At 63.6% G+C, this 17502-nt stretch carries 15 protein-coding genes, 5 tRNA genes and 1 pseudogene; 15 read left to right on the forward strand and 6 right to left on the reverse strand.

What is annotated here, in order from left to right; genetic code table 11:
- Positions 1–278: 278 nt before the first annotated feature.
- The 3 genes and pseudogenes from ACEN42_RS06630 (at position 279) to ACEN42_RS06640 (ending at position 4903) form a co-directional block, all read left to right on the forward strand.
- Positions 279–3101: a xanthine dehydrogenase family protein molybdopterin-binding subunit gene (locus tag ACEN42_RS06630; RefSeq protein WP_371880963.1), complete on the forward strand. Its 2823-nt coding sequence runs from the start codon at positions 279–281 to the stop codon at positions 3099–3101.
- Positions 3098–3670 (forward strand): (2Fe-2S)-binding protein, encoded by a 573-nt coding sequence (locus tag ACEN42_RS06635; protein ID WP_371880964.1) that lies wholly within the window; start codon positions 3098–3100, stop codon positions 3668–3670. The genes ACEN42_RS06630 and ACEN42_RS06635 overlap by 4 nt, the downstream gene beginning before the upstream one ends.
- Positions 3667–4903, forward strand: a pseudogene (locus ACEN42_RS06640) (cytochrome c). The gene ACEN42_RS06635 and the pseudogene ACEN42_RS06640 overlap by 4 nt, the downstream one beginning before the upstream one ends.
- Before the next feature lie 75 nt (positions 4904–4978).
- Here the strand turns inward: ACEN42_RS06640 and ACEN42_RS06645 are convergent.
- Complete coding sequence (locus tag ACEN42_RS06645) at positions 4979–5923, reverse strand: patatin-like phospholipase family protein (protein WP_371880965.1); 945 nt, start codon at positions 5921–5923, stop codon at positions 4979–4981.
- Between the two features lie 204 nt (positions 5924–6127).
- Between ACEN42_RS06645 and gltX the strand changes: the two genes are divergently transcribed.
- The 7 genes from gltX (at position 6128) to ACEN42_RS06680 (ending at position 9068) form a co-directional block, all read left to right on the forward strand.
- Positions 6128–7537, forward strand: a complete 1410-nt coding sequence (gltX, locus tag ACEN42_RS06650) for a glutamate--tRNA ligase (protein ID WP_371880966.1) — start codon at positions 6128–6130, stop codon at positions 7535–7537.
- Between the two features lie 149 nt (positions 7538–7686).
- Positions 7687–7762, forward strand: a tRNA-Ala gene (locus tag ACEN42_RS06655).
- 159 nt (positions 7763–7921) lie between these two features.
- Positions 7922–7997, forward strand: a tRNA-Glu gene (locus tag ACEN42_RS06660).
- A 71-nt stretch (positions 7998–8068) separates the two neighbouring features.
- Positions 8069–8145, forward strand: a tRNA-Asp gene (locus ACEN42_RS06665).
- 71 nt (positions 8146–8216) lie between these two features.
- A tRNA-Glu gene (locus ACEN42_RS06670) sits at positions 8217–8292 on the forward strand.
- A 70-nt stretch (positions 8293–8362) separates the two neighbouring features.
- A tRNA-Asp gene (locus ACEN42_RS06675) sits at positions 8363–8439 on the forward strand.
- A 164-nt stretch (positions 8440–8603) separates the two neighbouring features.
- The gene (locus tag ACEN42_RS06680; protein ID WP_035501128.1) at positions 8604–9068 is read left to right on the forward strand and encodes a GNAT family N-acetyltransferase; all 465 of its coding nucleotides are present in this window, start codon (positions 8604–8606) and stop codon (positions 9066–9068) included.
- A gap of 10 nt (positions 9069–9078) precedes the next feature.
- Here ACEN42_RS06680 and ACEN42_RS06685 read toward each other — a convergent pair whose 3' ends face one another.
- Complete coding sequence (locus ACEN42_RS06685; protein WP_035501127.1) at positions 9079–9921, reverse strand: helix-turn-helix domain-containing protein; 843 nt, start codon at positions 9919–9921, stop codon at positions 9079–9081.
- A 151-nt stretch (positions 9922–10072) separates the two neighbouring features.
- Here ACEN42_RS06685 and ACEN42_RS06690 point away from each other — a divergent pair, with 151 nt between their 5' ends.
- Positions 10073–10489, forward strand: a complete 417-nt coding sequence (locus ACEN42_RS06690; protein WP_371880967.1) for a gamma-glutamylcyclotransferase — start codon at positions 10073–10075, stop codon at positions 10487–10489.
- Between the two features lie 105 nt (positions 10490–10594).
- Here the strand turns inward: ACEN42_RS06690 and ACEN42_RS06695 are convergent, their stop codons facing one another.
- Positions 10595–10837 (reverse strand): hypothetical protein, encoded by a 243-nt coding sequence (locus ACEN42_RS06695; protein WP_187604555.1) that lies wholly within the window; start codon positions 10835–10837, stop codon positions 10595–10597.
- A gap of 259 nt (positions 10838–11096) precedes the next feature.
- On the reverse strand, positions 11097–11732 hold the full coding sequence (locus tag ACEN42_RS06700; RefSeq protein ID WP_371880968.1) for a YdcF family protein: 636 nt from the start codon (positions 11730–11732) through the stop codon (positions 11097–11099).
- A gap of 353 nt (positions 11733–12085) precedes the next feature.
- On the opposite strand from ACEN42_RS06700, the gene ACEN42_RS06705 reads away from it, so the two are divergent.
- Positions 12086–12397 carry a hypothetical protein gene (locus tag ACEN42_RS06705; protein WP_035501123.1) on the forward strand — a complete coding sequence of 104 codons (312 nt, stop codon included), beginning with the start codon at positions 12086–12088 and terminating at the stop codon, positions 12395–12397.
- A 237-nt stretch (positions 12398–12634) separates the two neighbouring features.
- Here ACEN42_RS06705 and ACEN42_RS06710 read toward each other — a convergent pair whose 3' ends face one another.
- Both ACEN42_RS06710 and ACEN42_RS06715 read right to left on the reverse strand, forming a co-directional pair.
- Positions 12635–12892: a hypothetical protein gene (locus tag ACEN42_RS06710; RefSeq protein ID WP_035501122.1), complete on the reverse strand. Its 258-nt coding sequence runs from the start codon at positions 12890–12892 to the stop codon at positions 12635–12637.
- A 251-nt stretch (positions 12893–13143) separates the two neighbouring features.
- Positions 13144–13545 (reverse strand): transposase, encoded by a 402-nt coding sequence (locus tag ACEN42_RS06715; RefSeq protein WP_008349224.1) that lies wholly within the window; start codon positions 13543–13545, stop codon positions 13144–13146.
- Positions 13546–13974: 429 nt separating this feature from the next.
- Between ACEN42_RS06715 and ACEN42_RS06720 the strand changes: the two genes are divergently transcribed.
- From ACEN42_RS06720 to scpB, 3 genes are all read left to right on the forward strand, one after another.
- Entirely contained in the window at positions 13975–14877 is a 903-nt protein-coding gene (locus tag ACEN42_RS06720) for a LysR family transcriptional regulator (protein ID WP_187605043.1), read from the forward strand.
- Positions 14878–14951: 74 nt separating this feature from the next.
- Complete coding sequence (locus tag ACEN42_RS06725) at positions 14952–16187, forward strand: pyridoxal phosphate-dependent aminotransferase (protein ID WP_371880969.1); 1236 nt, start codon at positions 14952–14954, stop codon at positions 16185–16187.
- Between the two features lie 331 nt (positions 16188–16518).
- Complete coding sequence (gene scpB / locus ACEN42_RS06730; protein WP_371880970.1) at positions 16519–17481, forward strand: SMC-Scp complex subunit ScpB; 963 nt, start codon at positions 16519–16521, stop codon at positions 17479–17481.
- Positions 17482–17502 lie beyond the last annotated feature (21 nt).

Raw genomic sequence — 17502 nt, forward strand, 5'->3', positions numbered from 1 at the left:
GCCGTTTTGTTTTCGCTCGCGACTTTCCGCTCGTCCGCAACGCATTTCATGTTTGACAGAACTTGACGTCGCGAGCGTTGTTGCCCCTTCCCCTGCGACTTAAAATCGCGCCCGCTGCGCGTCGGCAATCAATTCCGGCTCGCTGAATCACGCGTTCGGAAAAGGAATCGCCCGCGTGGCAATGCTTCGCATTGCAAACAAAATTCACATTGCCGAACTTGCGGCGGGTAACGGTCCCGCTGCGGACGATCCGCTGGCGATCACTTGGGGAGAAGTAAATGGGGAAACTCGGCCTGTCGAGGCGCGGTTTTCTGAAAGCGAGTGCGCTCGCTGGCGTGTCGGTGTTCGTTGCGCCGCTCGGCAGCCGTGCATTCGCCGCGTTGTTCGAAGAGAAGATTCTGACTCCCGTCCAGTGGGATGCGACAAGCGGCGGCGCGAAGTTTCGCATCGACGGCATCGCGAAGGTGACGGGCGCGAAGGTGTTCGCGCGCGACGTTCGCGCGGCGGACATGCCGCATTGGCCGAAGGACCAGTCGCACGCGCTGATCCTGCGCACGACGCGCGCCGACTGCATCTACGAGGGGTTCGATCTCTCGATGCTCGACGGCGGCCTCGCGCCCGATCGCATCGTCACCGCGGACGATCTCGCGCGCGACAAGCTCGCGTTCCCCGCTTTCTATGGCGACGACATGCTGCTGCCCGCCGGCAAGACGCCGGCGTATCTCGGGCAGGCGGTCGCGATCCTGATCTACCACGATTTCGCGCGTTTTCGCTTCGCGAAGGACAAGCTCCAGTTCCGCGACGGCGTCATCCGTTACGGCGCGACGACCGGTCCGATCGAGCGCGATCCGTGGGCGGCGTTCCGCTTCGTGCGCGTCGGCGGCAAGACGCCTTACGACGACGATACCTTCTCCAGTCTCAAGGACACGCCGCTCTTTCCGCACATGATGAAGAAGCGCGAGCCGGTCTGGGCGAGCGCCGCCGAGCACGGCAAGCTCGACGAGCAGGGTGTGTTCCATGCGAACGCGATCGGCGACACGCTCGATCATCCGCCGGCCGAGTGGCTCGTCGTGGACCGTGCTTATCGCACGCAATCCGTCGACACAGCCGCGCTCGAACCCGACAACGCGAACTGCTGGTACGACGCGGCGACGCAGTCGCTGCATATGGTCATCCCGACGCAAGGCCCGCATGAAGTGGCCGAAAGCGCGATCGAGATGACGGCGAAGTCGCGCTTTGCGGTAAAGAACCTGTTCCTGCATCCGTGCTACACGGTCGGCTATGGATCGAAGGATCACTACAACATGCCGTTCTACGGCCTGCTCGCGTCGCTGTACGGCGATGGCCGTCCGGTGCGTCTCGCCAACGATCGCTTCGAGCAGTTCCAGACTTCGCTCAAGCGGCACGCGTTCGACATGCGCTATCGCATGGTGATCGACCGGAAGTCGGGGCTGATTCAGGCGTTCAAGGGCGATTTCGTCGCCAATGGCGGCGGGCGTTGCAACTTCTCGCCATCGGTCGCGATGGTCGGTGCGACGGCGGCGCAATCCATCTACTACATCCCGAAGAGCGATCTGACCGCGACCGCGATCGCATCGCGCGCGGTGGACGCGGGATCGGCGCGCGGCTACGGCACGCTGCAGAGCATGGCCGCGACCGAGATGATGATCGACGAAATCGCGCACACGCTCGAACTCGATCCGATCGAACTGCGCCTGAAGAACGTGATGCGCACCGGCATGAAGAACACGCAGGGCGCGATTCCGGCGGGCGCCGTGCGCGCCGAGGACGTGCTTCGGCGCGCGCAGGCGCATCCGCTCTGGACGGAGCGCGCGAAACGCAAGTCGGAATACGAAGCCGCGCATCCGGGCAAGCGCTACGGCGTCGGGTTCGCGTGCACGCAGAAGGACTTCGGCACGGGCGCGGAGAGCGCGTTCGCCAGGATCGAATTCACCGTCGATGGTCGCATCGCGCTGCATCATTCGGGCGCGGAGATCGGCACCGGTTCGTCGACGTCGCAGGCGCTCGCGTGCGCGAAATGGCTCGGCAAGCCCGCGGCCGAGGTTCACATGGCGACGATCGACTGGACGGATCTACCTGTCGTCACGAGCGGCGATCCGTACATCATGTCGCAGGCCGAGCAGGATCGCCTGAGCGCGAATCCGCGCTGGTCGCCCGCGTACATGTCGCCGGCGAGCGCGACGAACTCCGCGTACTACTTCACGCACGCGACGCGCGAGGCGGCGCGCGTGATCTTCCGCCACGGCATCTGGCCCGCGGCGCTCGCGATCTGGGGGCAGGGCATCGGCGGCGGTCAGGCGACATCGTTCGTCGTGCGCATCGAAGACGCGCGTTGGACGGACGGCAAGCTTTCCGCCGACGGACTCGGGCCGATTGCTTTCGAAGCACTCGCGAAGAAGGCGCACGAACTCGGGCTCGTCACGGGCGCGGCGGTGCATACGTTCAACCGCTGGCAATGGAGCGAGGCGCAGTTCGATATCGCGGGCGAGGTCGTGCGGCTTCCGCTCGACGGTCTTTCGCTGCGCTTCGGCGACGGCCACGCAAAACGCGCCGCGAAAGCCACGCCCAACGGTTACACGGTGCTCGACCGCAAGCGTGTTTTCATCGCGCCCGTGCAACGCAACAACGCGACCGTCACGTACTACAGCGCGCTCGGCACGCTCGTCGAACTCGCCGTGAGCGAATCGAGCGGCGAGGTCGAATTGCTTTCGCATCATTCGATCATGGAATGCGGCAATCAGATCGCGCCGCAACTCGTATCGGGTCAGTTGCAGGGCGGCCTCGCGATGGGCATCGGGCACGCGCTGCACGAATATCTGCCGCTCTACGAAGACGGCCCCGGCAACGGCACGTGGAACTTCAATCGCTATCGCCTGCCGCTCGCGAGCGACGTCGCCGTGTGGAAGCAGACGGGCGAAGTGCTGCCGCCGCTTTCCGAAACCGACCCGCCGAAGGGCATCGCCGAAGTGGTGATGATTCCGGTGGTCGGGGCCATCGTCAACGCGATCGCGCACGCGATCGGCCATCGCTTCACCGATCTGCCGGTGACGCCGCAAAACATTCAGGAGGTGCTCGCATGACGGCCATCCAATCCGCCGCGAGCATCGAATCGCGCGCGCTCTCGATGACGATCAACGGCAAAAAGATCGGCCCGATGCAGGTGCCCGCCGGTCTGTCGATGATCGATTTTCTGCACGAATATCTCGGCCTCACCGGCTCGCGTCTCGGCTGCGGTCAGGGCATCTGCCACGCGTGCGTGGTGATCGTCGACCACGCGGACGGCACCAGCGAGGAAGCGCGCACGTGCATCAACGGCGCGCATTTCTTCGACGGCAAGTCCGTGCGCACGGTCGAAGGCCATGCGAAGCGCAACGAGCAGGGCGACGTCGTCGAAATGTCGACGGTGCAGCAGAAGTTCCTCGAACACTTCAGCTTCCAGTGCGGCTATTGCACGCCGGGCTTCGTCAACGCGACGACCGTGCTGATCGAAAGGCTCAGGCGCAATCCGATCGCGAAAGACCAGATCGAAGCGACGATCATGGACGCGCTGAACGAGCACATCTGCCGCTGCACCGGCTATGTGCGCTACTACGAAGCGGTCAAGGATCTCGTGCTCGCCACGCCCGGACTCGTGAAGGACGTCGCATGATGAGATCGATCCTGACCCGTGTCGTTGCGCCTTTGGTGGCGGCATCGTTCGCGCTCGCCGGTTGCGGCGGCCACAACGATATGGCGACACCGCCGAAAAGCTCGCCCGAGCAGATCGCGCGCGGACGCTACCTCGCGCATGCCGCCGATTGCGCCGCGTGCCACACGGCGCCCGGCGGCGCGCCGTTCGCGGGCGGCGTGAAGCTCGAATCGCAATTCGGCACCTTCTACGGCACGAACATCACGCCCGATCCGAAGCACGGCATCGGCATGTGGAGCGCCGACGAGTTCTACGGCGCGCTGCACGATGGCGTGACGCCGAAGCACAAAACTCTATCCCGCGATGCCGTACACGTCGTACCGGCAGATGTCGCGCGAGGACAGCGACGCGATCTACGCGTACCTGATGACGCAAAAGCCCGCGGCGGTGCCGAACGTCGCATCCGATCTCAAGTTTCCATACAGCGTGCGCTTCGCCGTGCGCTTCTGGGACATGCTGTTTCTGAAGGACACGCTGCCGGATGCATCGTCGGGACAGTCCGCCGACTGGACGCGCGGGCGCTATCTGGCCAACGCGCTGGGCCATTGCGCGGAATGCCACTCGCCGCGCGGCGCGTTCGGCCAGATGCAGGGCGCGCTGACGTTGCAGGGCGGCACGCTCGGGCGCATCGGGGCGCCGGACATCACGCCGACCGCGCTCGCCGCGCGCGGCTGGACGGGCGCGGATCTGCAGGCGTTCTTCGCAACCGGCGTGGCGAAGCAAGGTTCCGCGTTCGGCGAGATGCATCCCGTGATCTATCTGAGCACGCAGCACCTGAACGCCGATGACTTGCGCGCGCTCTCGACATACCTACTCGGCGACGCGCCGCCGCAACCCGCGCCGCTCGTCACCGTCAAGTTCGACGACACGGCGCAACTCACCGCGGGCCGCCATCTCTACCTCGATTCCTGCGCGGGCTGTCACGGGATCGAAGCTCAGGGCAAGCCGCATGTCGCGGTGGGCATGGATGGCAACTCGACCTTGCGTCAGGCCGACCCGCGCAATCTCGTCACGTCGATGCTCGACGGCATCGAGGCGCAGCGTTTTCCGGGCATCGAGAACATGCAAACCATGCCGGGATTCGCCGGCACTTACGGCGATGAGCAGATCGCGCAACTCGCGAACTATCTTCGCGTGACGTGGGGCGGACAGCCCGGCGATGTGACGGCCGACAAGGTGAAGTCGCTGCGCTAAATCGAGACGCTTGAAAAGACACGAGGCCACGCAACATTGCGTGGCCTCGTTGCATTTGACGCGCGATGAAAACGATCAGACCCGCGCGCCGCGCTCCGCGAGCTGGCGCTGCAGCGTCGGCCACATTTTGGCGACCGCTTCCTCGCCCGCGAGGATCGACGCGTTGCGCTGGCTGAAATCGCTGCTGCTCATCGCGACGAGATTCGGGCGAATCACCGCGTTTGCGTATTTGTCGAGTTCATAGGCCTTGATGGTCTGGCCCATGATCGTGAACGTCTGCATCAGCACGTCGAACGAACTGGACGTGAGCCCGCTTTCCGGCCGCGCCGAGATATCGACCGCGATCACGAAATCGGCGCCCATCTTGCGCGCGAACGCCGCCGGCACCGGACTCACGAGGCCGCCGTCGACATACTCGCGTTCGCCGATCTTCACCGGCTCGAAAATCGACGGCACGCTGCACGACGCCCGCACCGCGATGCCCGTGTTGCCGCGCTGGAAGAGAATCGGCTGGCCGCTCTTCAGATCCGTGGCGACGATGCCGAGCGGCTTCGCCATCTTTTCGATCGGACGGTTGTCGAGCGTCTTGTTCAGATAGTTTTGCAGCGCGACGCCTTGCAGGATGCCGCGCGTGCGAAAGGGCATCGCCCAGTCGCTGATCGAGGCTTCGTCCATGGTGAGCGCGAGCTTGTTGATCGCGATGCCGGTCATCCCCGATGCGTACAGCGCCGCGATCACCGAACCCGCGCTCGTGCCCGCGACGAGATCGACGCGCACGTTGCGCGCTTCGAGCGCCTTGATCACGCCGATATGCGCGAAGCCGCGCGCGGCGCCGCCGCCGAGCGCGAGACCGATACGAATCGGCCGCTGCGGCTCCGTGTTCGACGGCGGCGCGACCGGCGTGCCGGAGGCGGTTTCGCCCGACACGCCGCCGCTCGTGGTCGTGCAGGCGGCGAGAATGGACGATGCGGCCGCGAGCGAGAACGCGCGGCGCGAAAGACGGGGTGACGATGAATTCAAGTTGTGCTCCGGCGGTGCAGCGGGTCCCGGACGCCCGTCCGTGCGGGCGTTGCAGGCGGGTGTTTCGGGAGATCGGGAAAAGCGCGCACATCATAAAACAAAAGGCGCGCGGACCGGCACAAAGCGGGCGGCGAGTATAATTTCGTCTCATTTTGAGCGGGAATCGAGCGCGAGCGCGCACCGCCATTCATCGAGTAAACAGCAATGACCACCCAAGTCCGTACACGCTTCGCCCCGAGCCCGACCGGCTTCATCCATCTCGGCAATATCCGCTCCGCGCTCTATCCGTGGGCGTTCGCACGCAAGATGAAGGGCACCTTCGTGCTGCGCATCGAGGACACCGATCTGGAACGCTCCACCGATGCATCGGTCGATGCGATTCTCGAAGGCATGGCGTGGCTCGGACTCGATTTCGACGAAGGCCCGTTCTATCAGATGCAGCGCATGGAGCGTTATCGCGAGGTCGTCGCGCAGATGATGGAGAAAGGGCTCGCATACCACTGCTATATGTCGACGGAAGAACTCGACGCGCTGCGCGAGCGCCAGCGCGCCGCGGGCGAGAAGCCGCGCTACGACGGCACGTGGCGTCCCGAGCCGGGCAAGGTGCTGCCGCCGGTGCCGGAAGGCGTGAAGCCGGTCGTGCGCTTTCGCAATCCGTTGACCGGCGCGGTCGCCTGGGACGACGCGGTGAAAGGCCACATCGAAATCTCGAACGAGGAGCTCGACGATCTCGTGATCGCGCGCCCCGACGGCACGCCGACCTATAACTTCTGCGTGGTCGTCGACGATCTCGACATGAAAATCACGCACGTCATTCGTGGCGACGATCACGTGAACAACACGCCGCGTCAGATCAATATCCTGCGCGCGCTCGGCGGCGAGGCGCCGGTGTACGCGCATCTTCCGACGGTGCTGAACGAGCAGGGCGAGAAGATGAGCAAGCGCCACGGCGCGATGAGCGTGACGGGCTATCGCGACAACGGCTATCTGCCGGAGGCGGTCGTGAACTATCTCGCGCGCCTCGGCTGGTCGCATGGCGATGCCGAGATCTTTTCGCGCGAGCAGTTCGTCGAATGGTTCGATCTCGAGCATCTCGGCAAGTCGCCGGCTCAGTACGACCACGACAAGCTCAACTGGCTCAACGCGCATTACATCAAGGAAGCGGACAACGCGCGGCTCGCGGAGCTGACGAAGCCGTTCCTGCTGGAGGCGGGCGTCGATACCGCTGCCATCGACGGCGGCGCGCCGCTCGATCAGGCGATCGCGCTCCTGAAGGATCGCGCGTCGACGGTGAAGGAGATCGCCGATAACGCCGCAATGTTCTACCGCGAGCCTGCCATCGATCCGGACGCCTTCGCGCAACACGTCACCGATGCCGTGCGTCCGGCCATCGCCGACTTGCGTGCGGCGCTCGCGAACGTCGAGTGGAGCAAGGAAGCGATCGCGGCGGCGCTCAAGTCGACCCTCACGGCGCACAAGCTCAAGATGCCGCAACTCGCGATGCCGGTACGGCTGCTGGTCGCGGGCACGACCCACACGCCATCGATCGATGCGGTCCTGATGCTCTTCGGTCGCGATGCCGTGTTGAAGCGTCTGGAGAAGGCGAACGGCTGATTGCGCAACGACGGATGACTCGCGGCGGCGATCGCGCGTCATCCATTGCGCGCATCGGCGTCCGACGAGACAAAAAAGTTTCGCTTAAGTCGTCAGAAGGTATTTACAGCTTCAAATACGCCCTATACAATCTCGTTTCTGTTCTGCAAGGGGGTATAGCTCAGCTGGGAGAGCGCTTGCATGGCATGCAAGAGGTCAGCGGTTCGATCCCGCTTACCTCCACCAAAGAACAGATGAAGTAGCGCGAAGCTGTTTGACCGGAATCGGAAAGCGCAGAAAATACTTCACAAGTAGCACGAAGTTGTATAGAATTTCGGTCTTCGCTGATTGGCGTCAAGTAGGTTGCCAAAGCGAAAGGTAGTACAGACAGAATCACAAGTTTCTGTCCCCTTCGTCTAGAGGCCTAGGACATCACCCTTTCACGGTGAGTACAGGGGTTCGAATCCCCTAGGGGACGCCAGAACATCGGCGGCTGCTAGTAAAAAGCGCTGCAAGACTCGCAGGTGACATTGCGGGTTGATGAAAAGAAGTGGAGCGGTAGTTCAGTTGGTTAGAATACCGGCCTGTCACGCCGGGGGTCGCGGGTTCGAGTCCCGTCCGCTCCGCCAAACTTGCGAGCAGGAACACTCCGGCTAATGAGAGCCGGTTTTTTTTCGCCGCAAAGTGTGTAGAAGTTGAAGTCCCCTTCGTCTAGAGGCCTAGGACATCACCCTTTCACGGTGAGTACAGGGGTTCGAATCCCCTAGGGGACGCCAGAACATCGGCGGCTGCTAGTAGAAAGCGCTGCAAGGTTCGCAGATGACACTGCGAGTCGATCAAAGAAGTGGAGCGGTAGTTCAGTTGGTTAGAATACCGGCCTGTCACGCCGGGGGTCGCGGGTTCGAGTCCCGTCCGCTCCGCCAAATCGTTGTGCGAAAAATCCAGCCCGTCGGCTGGATTTTTTTTGCCCGCTCGCCGGGCCGCTCCCTTTCGTACGCCTTCGATTCGCACTCGACCGTAATAATGGCCATTGCCAGCCCGCGCGCACTGTCTTAGTGTTTAGGCACTTGTTCTCGTGCCCCGTGCGATGCTCGACCCGACCGAAGACCTCTCGCTCTATCAACTGCGCCAGGCGACCATGGCGGACTTCGCCTTCGCCGAAGCCCTCACGCACGACAACATGGTCGGCTATTACCGTCGCCATAATCTCGTGTGGCGCGGCGATCTCTTCCTCTCCAGCTGGCGTGAGTCCGAAAATTTCATCTTGCAGGCGGACGGAATTCCGATCGGGGTCATGCGCGTCACCGAAGAAGACAATTCGCTGCACGTCCGCGATGTGCAGATCGCGCAGGGTTATCGCGGGCGCGGAGCCGGAACGTTCCTGCTCAACACGGCGCATCGATGGGCGAGAGCGCGCGGGCTCGCCGAATGTCAGTTGCGCGTGTTCGTCGATAACCCCGCGGCGCGGCTCTACATTCGTCTGGGATACCGGCCGGCGGGTCCGCGTCTCGCGCAGCTCGGCGCGATCCGGCACATGGTGCGGCGCGTCTGAAGAACCGCGCCTATGCACCGTCGATTTCGCGCGTATCGCGATCATCGCGGGTATCGCGCGCGAAAAACGCGCGCGGGCTCTCGCCGAACGCACGACGGAACATCGCGGAAAATGCGCTCTGGCTTTGATAGCCCAGTTCGCGCGCGACTTGCGCGAGCGGGCGCCCCTGACTCAGTAGCGGAATTGCACGCGCGAGGACGGCCTGCTGACGCCACTGCGAAAAACTCACGCCAAGTTCCCGCCTGAACAGGCGTGCGATGGTGCGCGAACTCGCGCCCGCTTCCGACGACCAGCGTTCCAGATCAGAATGCGACGGATCGGCCAGCACGGCGTTGCATAAGGCGCGCAGTCGCTTTTCGTTTGGCATCGGCACGGAGAGCGGCAAAGGCTGCGAACGGATGATCTCATCGAGTGCGAGCGTGCCAAGCAGCCGCTCGCGTTGACGGGAAATCGATTCTTCGTCGAGCGCGGCGATGACTTCGCGCAAGAGCGGCGACACTTCGACGACGCGGCATGCGCCGAGTCCGGCCGGCACCACGCTCGCATCGACATATAGCGTGCGTAGATACGCGTCCTCGACGATCACGACTTCATGCGTGACATTGGGTGGCACCCAGATCGCGCGCGAGGGCGGCACCATCCAGGTGGAATCGGCGGTCGCGACGCGCAGCACGCCGCGCGACGTGTATGCGACCTGCGCCCAAGGGTGCGTATGCAGCGCGATACGCACGCCATAAGGAACCGGCCGCGACCGTACGCGAATCGGATGATCGAGCGTCGGCGAATGCTCGACGGGGATGTCGAGGTGCTCGACTTCCTCGCTCGACGGTCTCGATTCGACAAACGTAGGCATGTTCGCTCGGTTGGAGTGGGTTCGGGCGTCCGGGATTCATCGGGACGCACGCGCCGATGGTAGCCGAAAGCGCTCCCCGGAGCGCGCCGCGATTTTTGCGCGGGGCATAATTGCCGTGGGTCAACTTCCCGACAACAGGAGCGCGTTTTCGATGCAATACGTTTTTGTCTACGGCACGCTGCGCGCCGGTGAGGTCAACGATATCAACCGCGCAGCCGGACGCAACGGCATCGCGACGCCGGAATGGATCGGCGCTGCGCATGTCCGCGGGCGACTCTTTGACTTCGGCACGTATCCGGGCCTCGTGATCGACGAAGAGGGCGCGCCGATTCGCGGCGACGTCTATCGCATCGACGACGCGCTCGTACCCGTGCTCGATGAAATCGAAGAGATTTATCCGGGCGTCGAAGGCTTGTTCCGATCGCATCGACTGCACGTGGAAGTGGATGTCGATGGCAGGATGGATCGGATCGATTGCCTGATCTATCCGATCGCGGCTGCGGCCGTCGCCGGACAGCCGTGTATCGAGAGCGGAGACTGGGTGTCGCATCGCGCGACACGCGTGTGAGCGCTGGGCGATACAACGACTAAATAAATTCCGCACCGCCCCGGAGCCGATGTGTCGGTTCCAGGGCGGCGTGAATGGCCCCGTGCCTACAGTGTGAAGCCAGGCTTACTGGGTCGAGCCAGCCGCCGGCTTGGGCGATTTCTTGTGATGCATCGACTTGTGCGAAGGCGCCTGCGAGCGCATGTTTTGCATGTTCTCTTGCTGCGTCTGCAAATTTTGCGCACGCGATTCGATATCGGCGATCTTCGCAGGATCGGTGCTCATGGTCACGCCCTGATCGCTCTGGGCATAAGCGCCCGACGCGACCGCGCTGAGGGACAACAGAACAGCCAGGGACACTTTCTTCATTGTTACCTCCTAGTGGCAGTTGAACCCGGGAATCGTCTGTCCGATCCGGTGGAATGACGCCTCCGTCTGAGCAAAAATCGCTCCCGCCGCTTCGCGGGACGTCAGCCGCGAGCCTCGCGCGTCTGACGATCAGACAATCCGCATCATAAGCCTGGAATCGGGCAACCGTGTGTCGTGCGTCCGTCCGGCGCCGGTCATGAACGCGCAGGCGTCGTCGTCGAATTATTTTAGAGTGCTTAGCATTTCGGCGCGCGCCCGGCTAGTAGAGATGCAACCAGCGATACACATTGAAGCGCGCGAGCCCGACGAGTTCGTGCATGGCGAGTTCGCTGTTCGCGAAACCTCGCATACGCGGAAGCAAGGTGACGCGAGTGGGCCGCACGTCCGACACGTAAGGCACGGGAGAGTAGCCGAAAGCCTCGAACGCGCGCATCGAGCGCCGCATGTGATACGCGGATGTGACGACGATCAAACGGCTGTCATGTGCGGGGCCCACAATTTCGGCCACGTTGCGTGCGTTCTGGTAAGTATTGAGGCTCTGATTCTCGCGCACGAGATCGCCCGGAGCGACGCCCTCCGCGAGCACGTAAGGCGCGTAATTGTCAGCTTCGGCCTGCCCGTGGCGCTGCGGGTCGCCGCCGCTCAGGATCACCTTGCACGACGCGCCGGTTTCGCGGCACTCGCGATAAAGCTTCCCGATGGCGGCGATGCGCCGCATCGCATTGAACTGCGGAACGAGTCCCGCGTCGCTGCGAGCGGTGCCGCCGCCCATCAGCACCATCGTCGTCTGAGGGGCGAACGACGGCACGTCGGTATGACGATAGCCGTGCTGCGCGAGATCGAGCAGCGGAGTCGCGAGCCAGCCTGCGCCCATCGCCCACGCGAACGCCGCCACGGCGATCGCGATCTGAGTGCGGCGACGTCGCCACAGCGCAAATAATGCAAAAAAAAGCAGCAATAAAGTGAATAGAACCAATTTGATTGGGGTAACGTATTGGTTTGAGGGCAATTCGTTCCGTCATCGCGTGCTTTGGAACGCATCGGCGGATGTCGCAGTAAAGCGCGTGATTAGCGCGCTCTCAACGGGGGCTTGTAATAGAAAGCAGCACCTAACGCAAGCGGCGGCCAAACATTCGGCTGCGAGTCGTCATCGCAGACGAGATTCGGCGCGCCGCGTTTAGTCGACGTCGCGGCCCGTTTTGCGACCGTCACGGGCGTCGTCATGGCTGCACAGGAAGAAAGAACGAGATGACCACGTATTCCAACGAAGTTGTACTCGAAGCACTTCGCCGTGCGCAGTATCGTCAGGTTCCCTGGGCGAAACGTCCCAACGTTTTCGACCTCCTGCGCGCGCTCGGTTTGCTCGAACTCACCCGGCAGCGCACCGTGGCGCCCGCGCCTGGATTTCATGCTCCCGTCGACATCGCGGTCGTCACCGAGCGCGGCAAGCACGAATTCTCGCGGCTCTCGCGCGACGAGCGCTCCAGCGACTGGGACTTGCGTCGTGCTGAACGTTACACGTTCGGCGGCCAGGAAGCGGTTCTGGAGGCGCGAGTCTAGTACTTCCGGGTACGCCCGGAAGCCTTCGACAGTCGACAGACGGGTCGAGGGCGGGTTGTCGTCAAACGAAAAAGCCGACAATCGGCCTGCAGTCGACGCTCAGCCAAAAAAAGTGCCCGTATCGCGAACGACACGGGCAGACCGGATATCACTGTTGCCACGCGCTGTTCATGGCATGGGGTGTGACTGGCGCGCGCCGAAGTGGTTCCTTGAAGCGCGCATCGTCCTGCAGCGAATTCAACGATGCTGCAAGTGCGGATCGCGTTCCGAATCCGGGCGTGGGCGCGCGTTACTCGCAATGTCGCCCCGCAGATCGCCACGCGGCGCGGGTGGCGCGGCGTCGCGACTCCTGCCGGCGTTCTGCGACGCGGCCATCGAGGCCTTCGTAGTCACGTGGAAATCGGATGCAGGCGGCGGGGGCTGGGCCTGGCTCATCGCCGCAGTGCTCGTCAGCGCGACGAACGCGCCATGCACGAGCAGAGTCGATGCCTTCATGGTGAAATCCTCGAAGCCTTCGTGGGGCCTGTTCGATCATTCACCAAGCTATGCTGTGATCCGCCGTAGCGCTGTAAGGAATGGTAAAGAGTTGTTTCGTCGTGGCCTCACGCCGGACGGCTGGCCCGCGCCGGCTGTGGCGTCGGCGCGACGAATTCGGAAGGACTGGATTTCGCGCAGGCCAGGGCCTGCGCGAGAGGCAAAACGTCTGCGTGAAGCCGGCAGCGCCGGCTTCGAAGAAGCGAATCCGGTCAGGCCATCTTCGCCGGAGCGCGCCACGATTCCGGATTCGTCCAGAACGCGCCGCGCAGACGATCGCGACTCGGCGGCGCCGGCGGTTTCGCGGCGCTCGAACCGATGCGCCCGCGCAGCGACACTTCACGGCCGTTGCTGGAAAGGCGCTTCACGATTTCGGCCAGCGTGCCGTCCGCCTGCCATTCATCGAAGCGGCGGCGGCAGGTCGGCGGGGACGGATAGCGTCCGGGCAACTTCGACCAGCCTTCGCCAGTCGACAGCACCCACAAAACCGCGTTGACCACAGCTCGCGCTTCGACGCGCGGACGTCCACGCCGTTCGCTACGCGCCGGCTCGGAACAGAACAACGCCTCGACCAGCGCCCACTCGTTATCTCTCAAATCGTCGAACAGCACCATATCTCACCTCAGCGAAGCTAACCCCGGTGCGCTGCCCCGCGCCGCGCACTCTGGGCGGAATTCGAAAAACGAATACCTGGGAAGGAGGCCGGAGCGGTTGCGGCGGACGAATGTTCGATGTAACCGCGTATGGCCCCGACCTCTGTGCGCAATGAAATGCGAGAACCGTGCCATGCATGTCGCGAAATCCGGGAAACCCGCATGGCAGTAGGCTGACGCGATGTCAGCATGGCCCGTATCAGACCCGAAACAGACTGATTAAGAAATCGGGACAATCACCAATCAAGTGCAATAGGCCCATCCAGCGTGCGTTTCGGCAATTTGCTGCACCGCAGCGAAACGTACGTTCGCGCATGAAATCACACCAATAGGCCGTTATAATTTCGCATGAAACAGGCTAATTGATGAGCAATCTGAATGAGCGCGCCATTGAACGTGACGTTGCGGCAACTGCGCGTCTTCATCGAAGTATCGAGATTGCGCAGCTTCAGCCGCGCGGGCGATGAGATCGGTCTGACCCAGTCGGCGGTCAGCCGCTGCGTGCGCGAACTGGAAGGGGAGATCGGTCTCAAGCTGATCGACCGGACGACGCGCGAGGTGCTATTGACCGACGTCGGCGCGAACCTCGTCGGCACCGTGTCGCGTCTTCTGGCGGATCTCGACGAAGCGCTGCGCGAGGTGCGCGATCTCGGTGAGCAGCGCCGCGGACGCGTGATCGTCGCGGCGAGCCCGACCGTCGCGTGCCGGCTGATGCCGCGGGTGCTCGCGACGTGCCTGCGTCAGTTTCCGCTGATCACGCTGAGTTTGCGCGACGACGTCCAGTCCGACGTCCTGCGCAAGGTCAAGTCCGGTGAAGTCGATTTCGGCGTGGTGATCGGACCGTTTTCCTCCGACGATCTGCATGGCGAGCCCGTGATGACCGATTCGTTCTGTCTCGTCGCGCGGCGCGACCATCGGCTCGGCCGCGAGGCCGCGGTGCCGTGGGCAGCGCTCGCCGGCGAGCGGCTCGTCATGCTCGACTACGCATCCGGCAGCCGGCCCATCATCGATGCCGTGATGCACGAGCACGGCGTCGAAGCGCAGGTCGTGCAGGAACTCGGCCACTCGGCGACCGTGTTCGGGCTCGTGGAGGCGGGCGTCGGCGTAAGCGTCTTGCCGTGGCTGGCGCTGCCGCTGCCGGCGGACTCGTCGCTTGTGGCATTGCCGCTCGAACCGCGCGCCGAGCGGACCGTGGAGCTCGTGCGCCGGCGCGATCGTTCGCTGTCGCCGGCGGCGGAATCGGTCTGGTCGCTGATCGCGTCGTTGCCGAGGCGTGCGGAAGACCTCGCCTAGGCCGTTCGGCCGACTGGGAAAACGCGGGACACGCGTTAGACTTCCTTTTTTAAGACAAGACGACGGGGCGAGCGATGAGTGAGTCGGAAGGAGCGGTGATCAGCGAACTGAGCCAGCTGGCTGGCGTGCACGGATCCGGTGCGCCGAACGCCCGCGACGCGGTGCGGGCCTTGAGGCCGTCGCAGATCCGCGAGGTCGCGAACGCGGGCTTCGGCGTACCCGACGTGCTTCCGTTCTGGTTCGGCGAATCGGACCGCGTGACGCCGCAGTTCATTCGCGACGCCGCAAGCCGCGCGCTCGCCGACGGCGCCACCTTCTACACGCACAATCTTGGCATCGCGCCCCTGCGTGAGTCGCTCAGCCGTTACGTAAGCGCGCTGCATGGCGCGACGACGCCAGCGCACATCGCCGTCACGAGCGCCGGCGTGAATGCGCTGATGCTCGCGGCGCAACTCGTCGTCGGAGCGGGCGACCGGGTCGTGGCGGTGACGCCGCTCTGGCCGAATCTCGTCGAGATTCCGAAGATCCTCGGCGCGAGCGTCGACACGGTCTCGCTGACTTATGACGCGCGTGGCTGGACGCTCGACCTCGACCGCCTGCTCGCGGCGCTCACGCCAGACACGCGCATGCTGATGATCAACTCGCCGAACAATCCGACCGGCTGGACGATGACGCGCGAAGATCAACGCATCGTGCTGGAACATTGCCGCCGTCACGGCATCTGGATCGTCGCGGACGAAGTCTACGAGCGTCTGTATTACGGCGACGGCGTGTCGGTCGCACCTTCCTTTCTCGATGTCGCCGCGCGCGACGAACGTGTGATCGCGGTGAATTCGTTTTCGAAGGCATGGCTGATGACTGGCTGGCGGCTCGGCTGGATCGTTGCGCCGACGCAGTTGATGGACGACCTCGGCAAGCTCGTGGAATACAACACCTCGTGCGCGCCGTCGTTCGTGCAGCAGGCGGGCATCGTCGCGGTGGAAGAGGGCGAGCGCTTCACGCAGACGCTCGTCGCCGATTTGCGCGCGAGCCGCGATCATCTGGTGAATGCTTTGCAGACGATCGAAGGCGTCGACGTCCGCGCACCCGACGGCGCGATGTATCTGTTCTTCTCGCTGCCGGGCGCGCGAAGCAGTCTCGAATTGTGCAAGTCGCTCGTGCGCGAAGCCGGTCTCGGTCTCGCGCCGGGAAGCGCGTTCGGCCCGGAAGGCGAAGGTTTCGTGCGCTGGTGCTACGCGTGCGATCCCGCGCGGCTCGACGCGGGCGTCGAGCGTTTGCAGCGTTTCCTGGCGGCGCGCGCCGTCGCCTGAGTTGTGCCGGCGTCGAGTGAGTTGGGTCGAGGTTGAAGCGTTCACCTTTACGCCCCGGTTGTTTTTGCGTAATATGGCGCTCAGTCACGCGCTTTCGCCTATGAAAGCGCCACCTCGTCCGGCTGGGATGGCCCGGCGATTCGCTCACCGATCGCCCAATATCGCCTCTCCCCGGTGCGTGCTCCCAATCAATATGACCGATTACAATCGGGCGAGCGCGTCTTGAAACTCCGCGTCCAGCTTTATCGTTCGCACCAGTTTGGTGGCGTCGGTCCTGCGCAAGCCCGATTTTGAATTGAATCATTGACCATACAGGGTTGACCCAAGCTGCATGAATACCCAAGAGGCGAAGATCGTCCTCGAGACTGCCTTGATTTGCGCGCAGGAACCGCTGAGGCTGAATGAATTGCGCAAGCTATTCGCCGACGACATTTCGGCGGATACCGTTCGCACGTTGCTCGAAGCGCTCAAGGCCGACTGGTCGGGACGCGGTGTCGAACTCGTGGCGCTCGCCTCGGGCTGGCGTTTTCAGAGCAAGCCGGCGATGCGGGCTTATCTCGATCGGCTGCACCCCGAAAAGCCGCCGAGGTATTCGCGGGCCGTACTCGAAACGCTGGCAATCATTGCGTATCGGCAGCCGGTTACGCGGGGCGATATCGAAGAGATTCGCGGCGTGACGGTGAACACGCAAGTCGTGAAGCAGCTGGAAGACCGTGGCTGGATCGAGGTGATCGGTCATCGCGACGTGCCGGGCCGTCCGGCGCTGTACGCGACGACCAAGCAGTTTCTCGACGATCTCGGTCTGACCGCGCTCGACGAGTTGCCCGCGCTGGACAATCCGGCGGCGCAACTCGAGGCATCGCTGCTCGCGCAGCATTCGATCGAATTCCCGGACAGCATCGCCGGGGACGCGCAGCCGGCGAGCGCTCAGGCGCAGGACACAGTCGAAGCTGCGAATAACGGGGAACACGATGCGGCCGCGCCGGTCAACCCCGTTGAAGCGGCGCAGTCGGCTGAAACCGTCGAAGCCGAAACATCCGGCAGCGATGAGAGCGCAGCCGACGTCCCGGCAGAGCACGAACAGGCAGAAGAACAGCAGGAAACACTCGGATCGGAACATGCGGACGCGCTGAACGAGCGCATCGCAGTGCCGCCCGGGATTCACGCGCAGTCGCTGAGCACCACGCACGACGCACCTGTGTCGATGCCGCGTGAAGAGGAAAGAGACGCAAGTCCATCGAACGACGCAGAACTGGACGACGACTCCGAAGAACCGACGGCGCGCCGCGCCTGACGCAATTGCAACGCCCCTGAT

The organism is Caballeronia sp. S22, assembly GCF_964261745.1.
Lineage (GTDB): Bacteria > Pseudomonadota > Gammaproteobacteria > Burkholderiales > Burkholderiaceae > Caballeronia > Caballeronia jiangsuensis.

Excerpts from the sequence above, each read along its gene's own strand:
- ACEN42_RS06710 (WP_035501122.1), bottom strand. The coding sequence starts at position 12,892 with ATGAAGGCATCGACTCTGCTCGTGCATGGCGCGTTCGTCGCGCTGACG.
- ACEN42_RS06725 (WP_371880969.1), top strand. The coding sequence starts at position 14,952 with ATGAGTGAGTCGGAAGGAGCGGTGATCAGCGAACTGAGCCAGCTGGCT.
- ACEN42_RS06715 (WP_008349224.1), bottom strand. The coding sequence starts at position 13,545 with ATGGTGCTGTTCGACGATTTGAGAGATAACGAGTGGGCGCTGGTCGAG.
- ACEN42_RS06690 (WP_371880967.1), top strand. The coding sequence starts at position 10,073 with ATGCAATACGTTTTTGTCTACGGCACGCTGCGCGCCGGTGAGGTCAAC.
- ACEN42_RS06685 (WP_035501127.1), bottom strand. The coding sequence starts at position 9,921 with ATGCCTACGTTTGTCGAATCGAGACCGTCGAGCGAGGAAGTCGAGCAC.
- gltX (WP_371880966.1), top strand. The coding sequence starts at position 6,128 with ATGACCACCCAAGTCCGTACACGCTTCGCCCCGAGCCCGACCGGCTTC.
- scpB (WP_371880970.1), top strand. The coding sequence starts at position 16,519 with ATGAATACCCAAGAGGCGAAGATCGTCCTCGAGACTGCCTTGATTTGC.
- ACEN42_RS06695 (WP_187604555.1), bottom strand. The coding sequence starts at position 10,837 with ATGAAGAAAGTGTCCCTGGCTGTTCTGTTGTCCCTCAGCGCGGTCGCG.
- ACEN42_RS06630 (WP_371880963.1), top strand. The coding sequence starts at position 279 with ATGGGGAAACTCGGCCTGTCGAGGCGCGGTTTTCTGAAAGCGAGTGCG.
- ACEN42_RS06705 (WP_035501123.1), top strand. The coding sequence starts at position 12,086 with ATGACCACGTATTCCAACGAAGTTGTACTCGAAGCACTTCGCCGTGCG.
- ACEN42_RS06680 (WP_035501128.1), top strand. The coding sequence starts at position 8,604 with ATGCTCGACCCGACCGAAGACCTCTCGCTCTATCAACTGCGCCAGGCG.
- ACEN42_RS06635 (WP_371880964.1), top strand. The coding sequence starts at position 3,098 with ATGACGGCCATCCAATCCGCCGCGAGCATCGAATCGCGCGCGCTCTCG.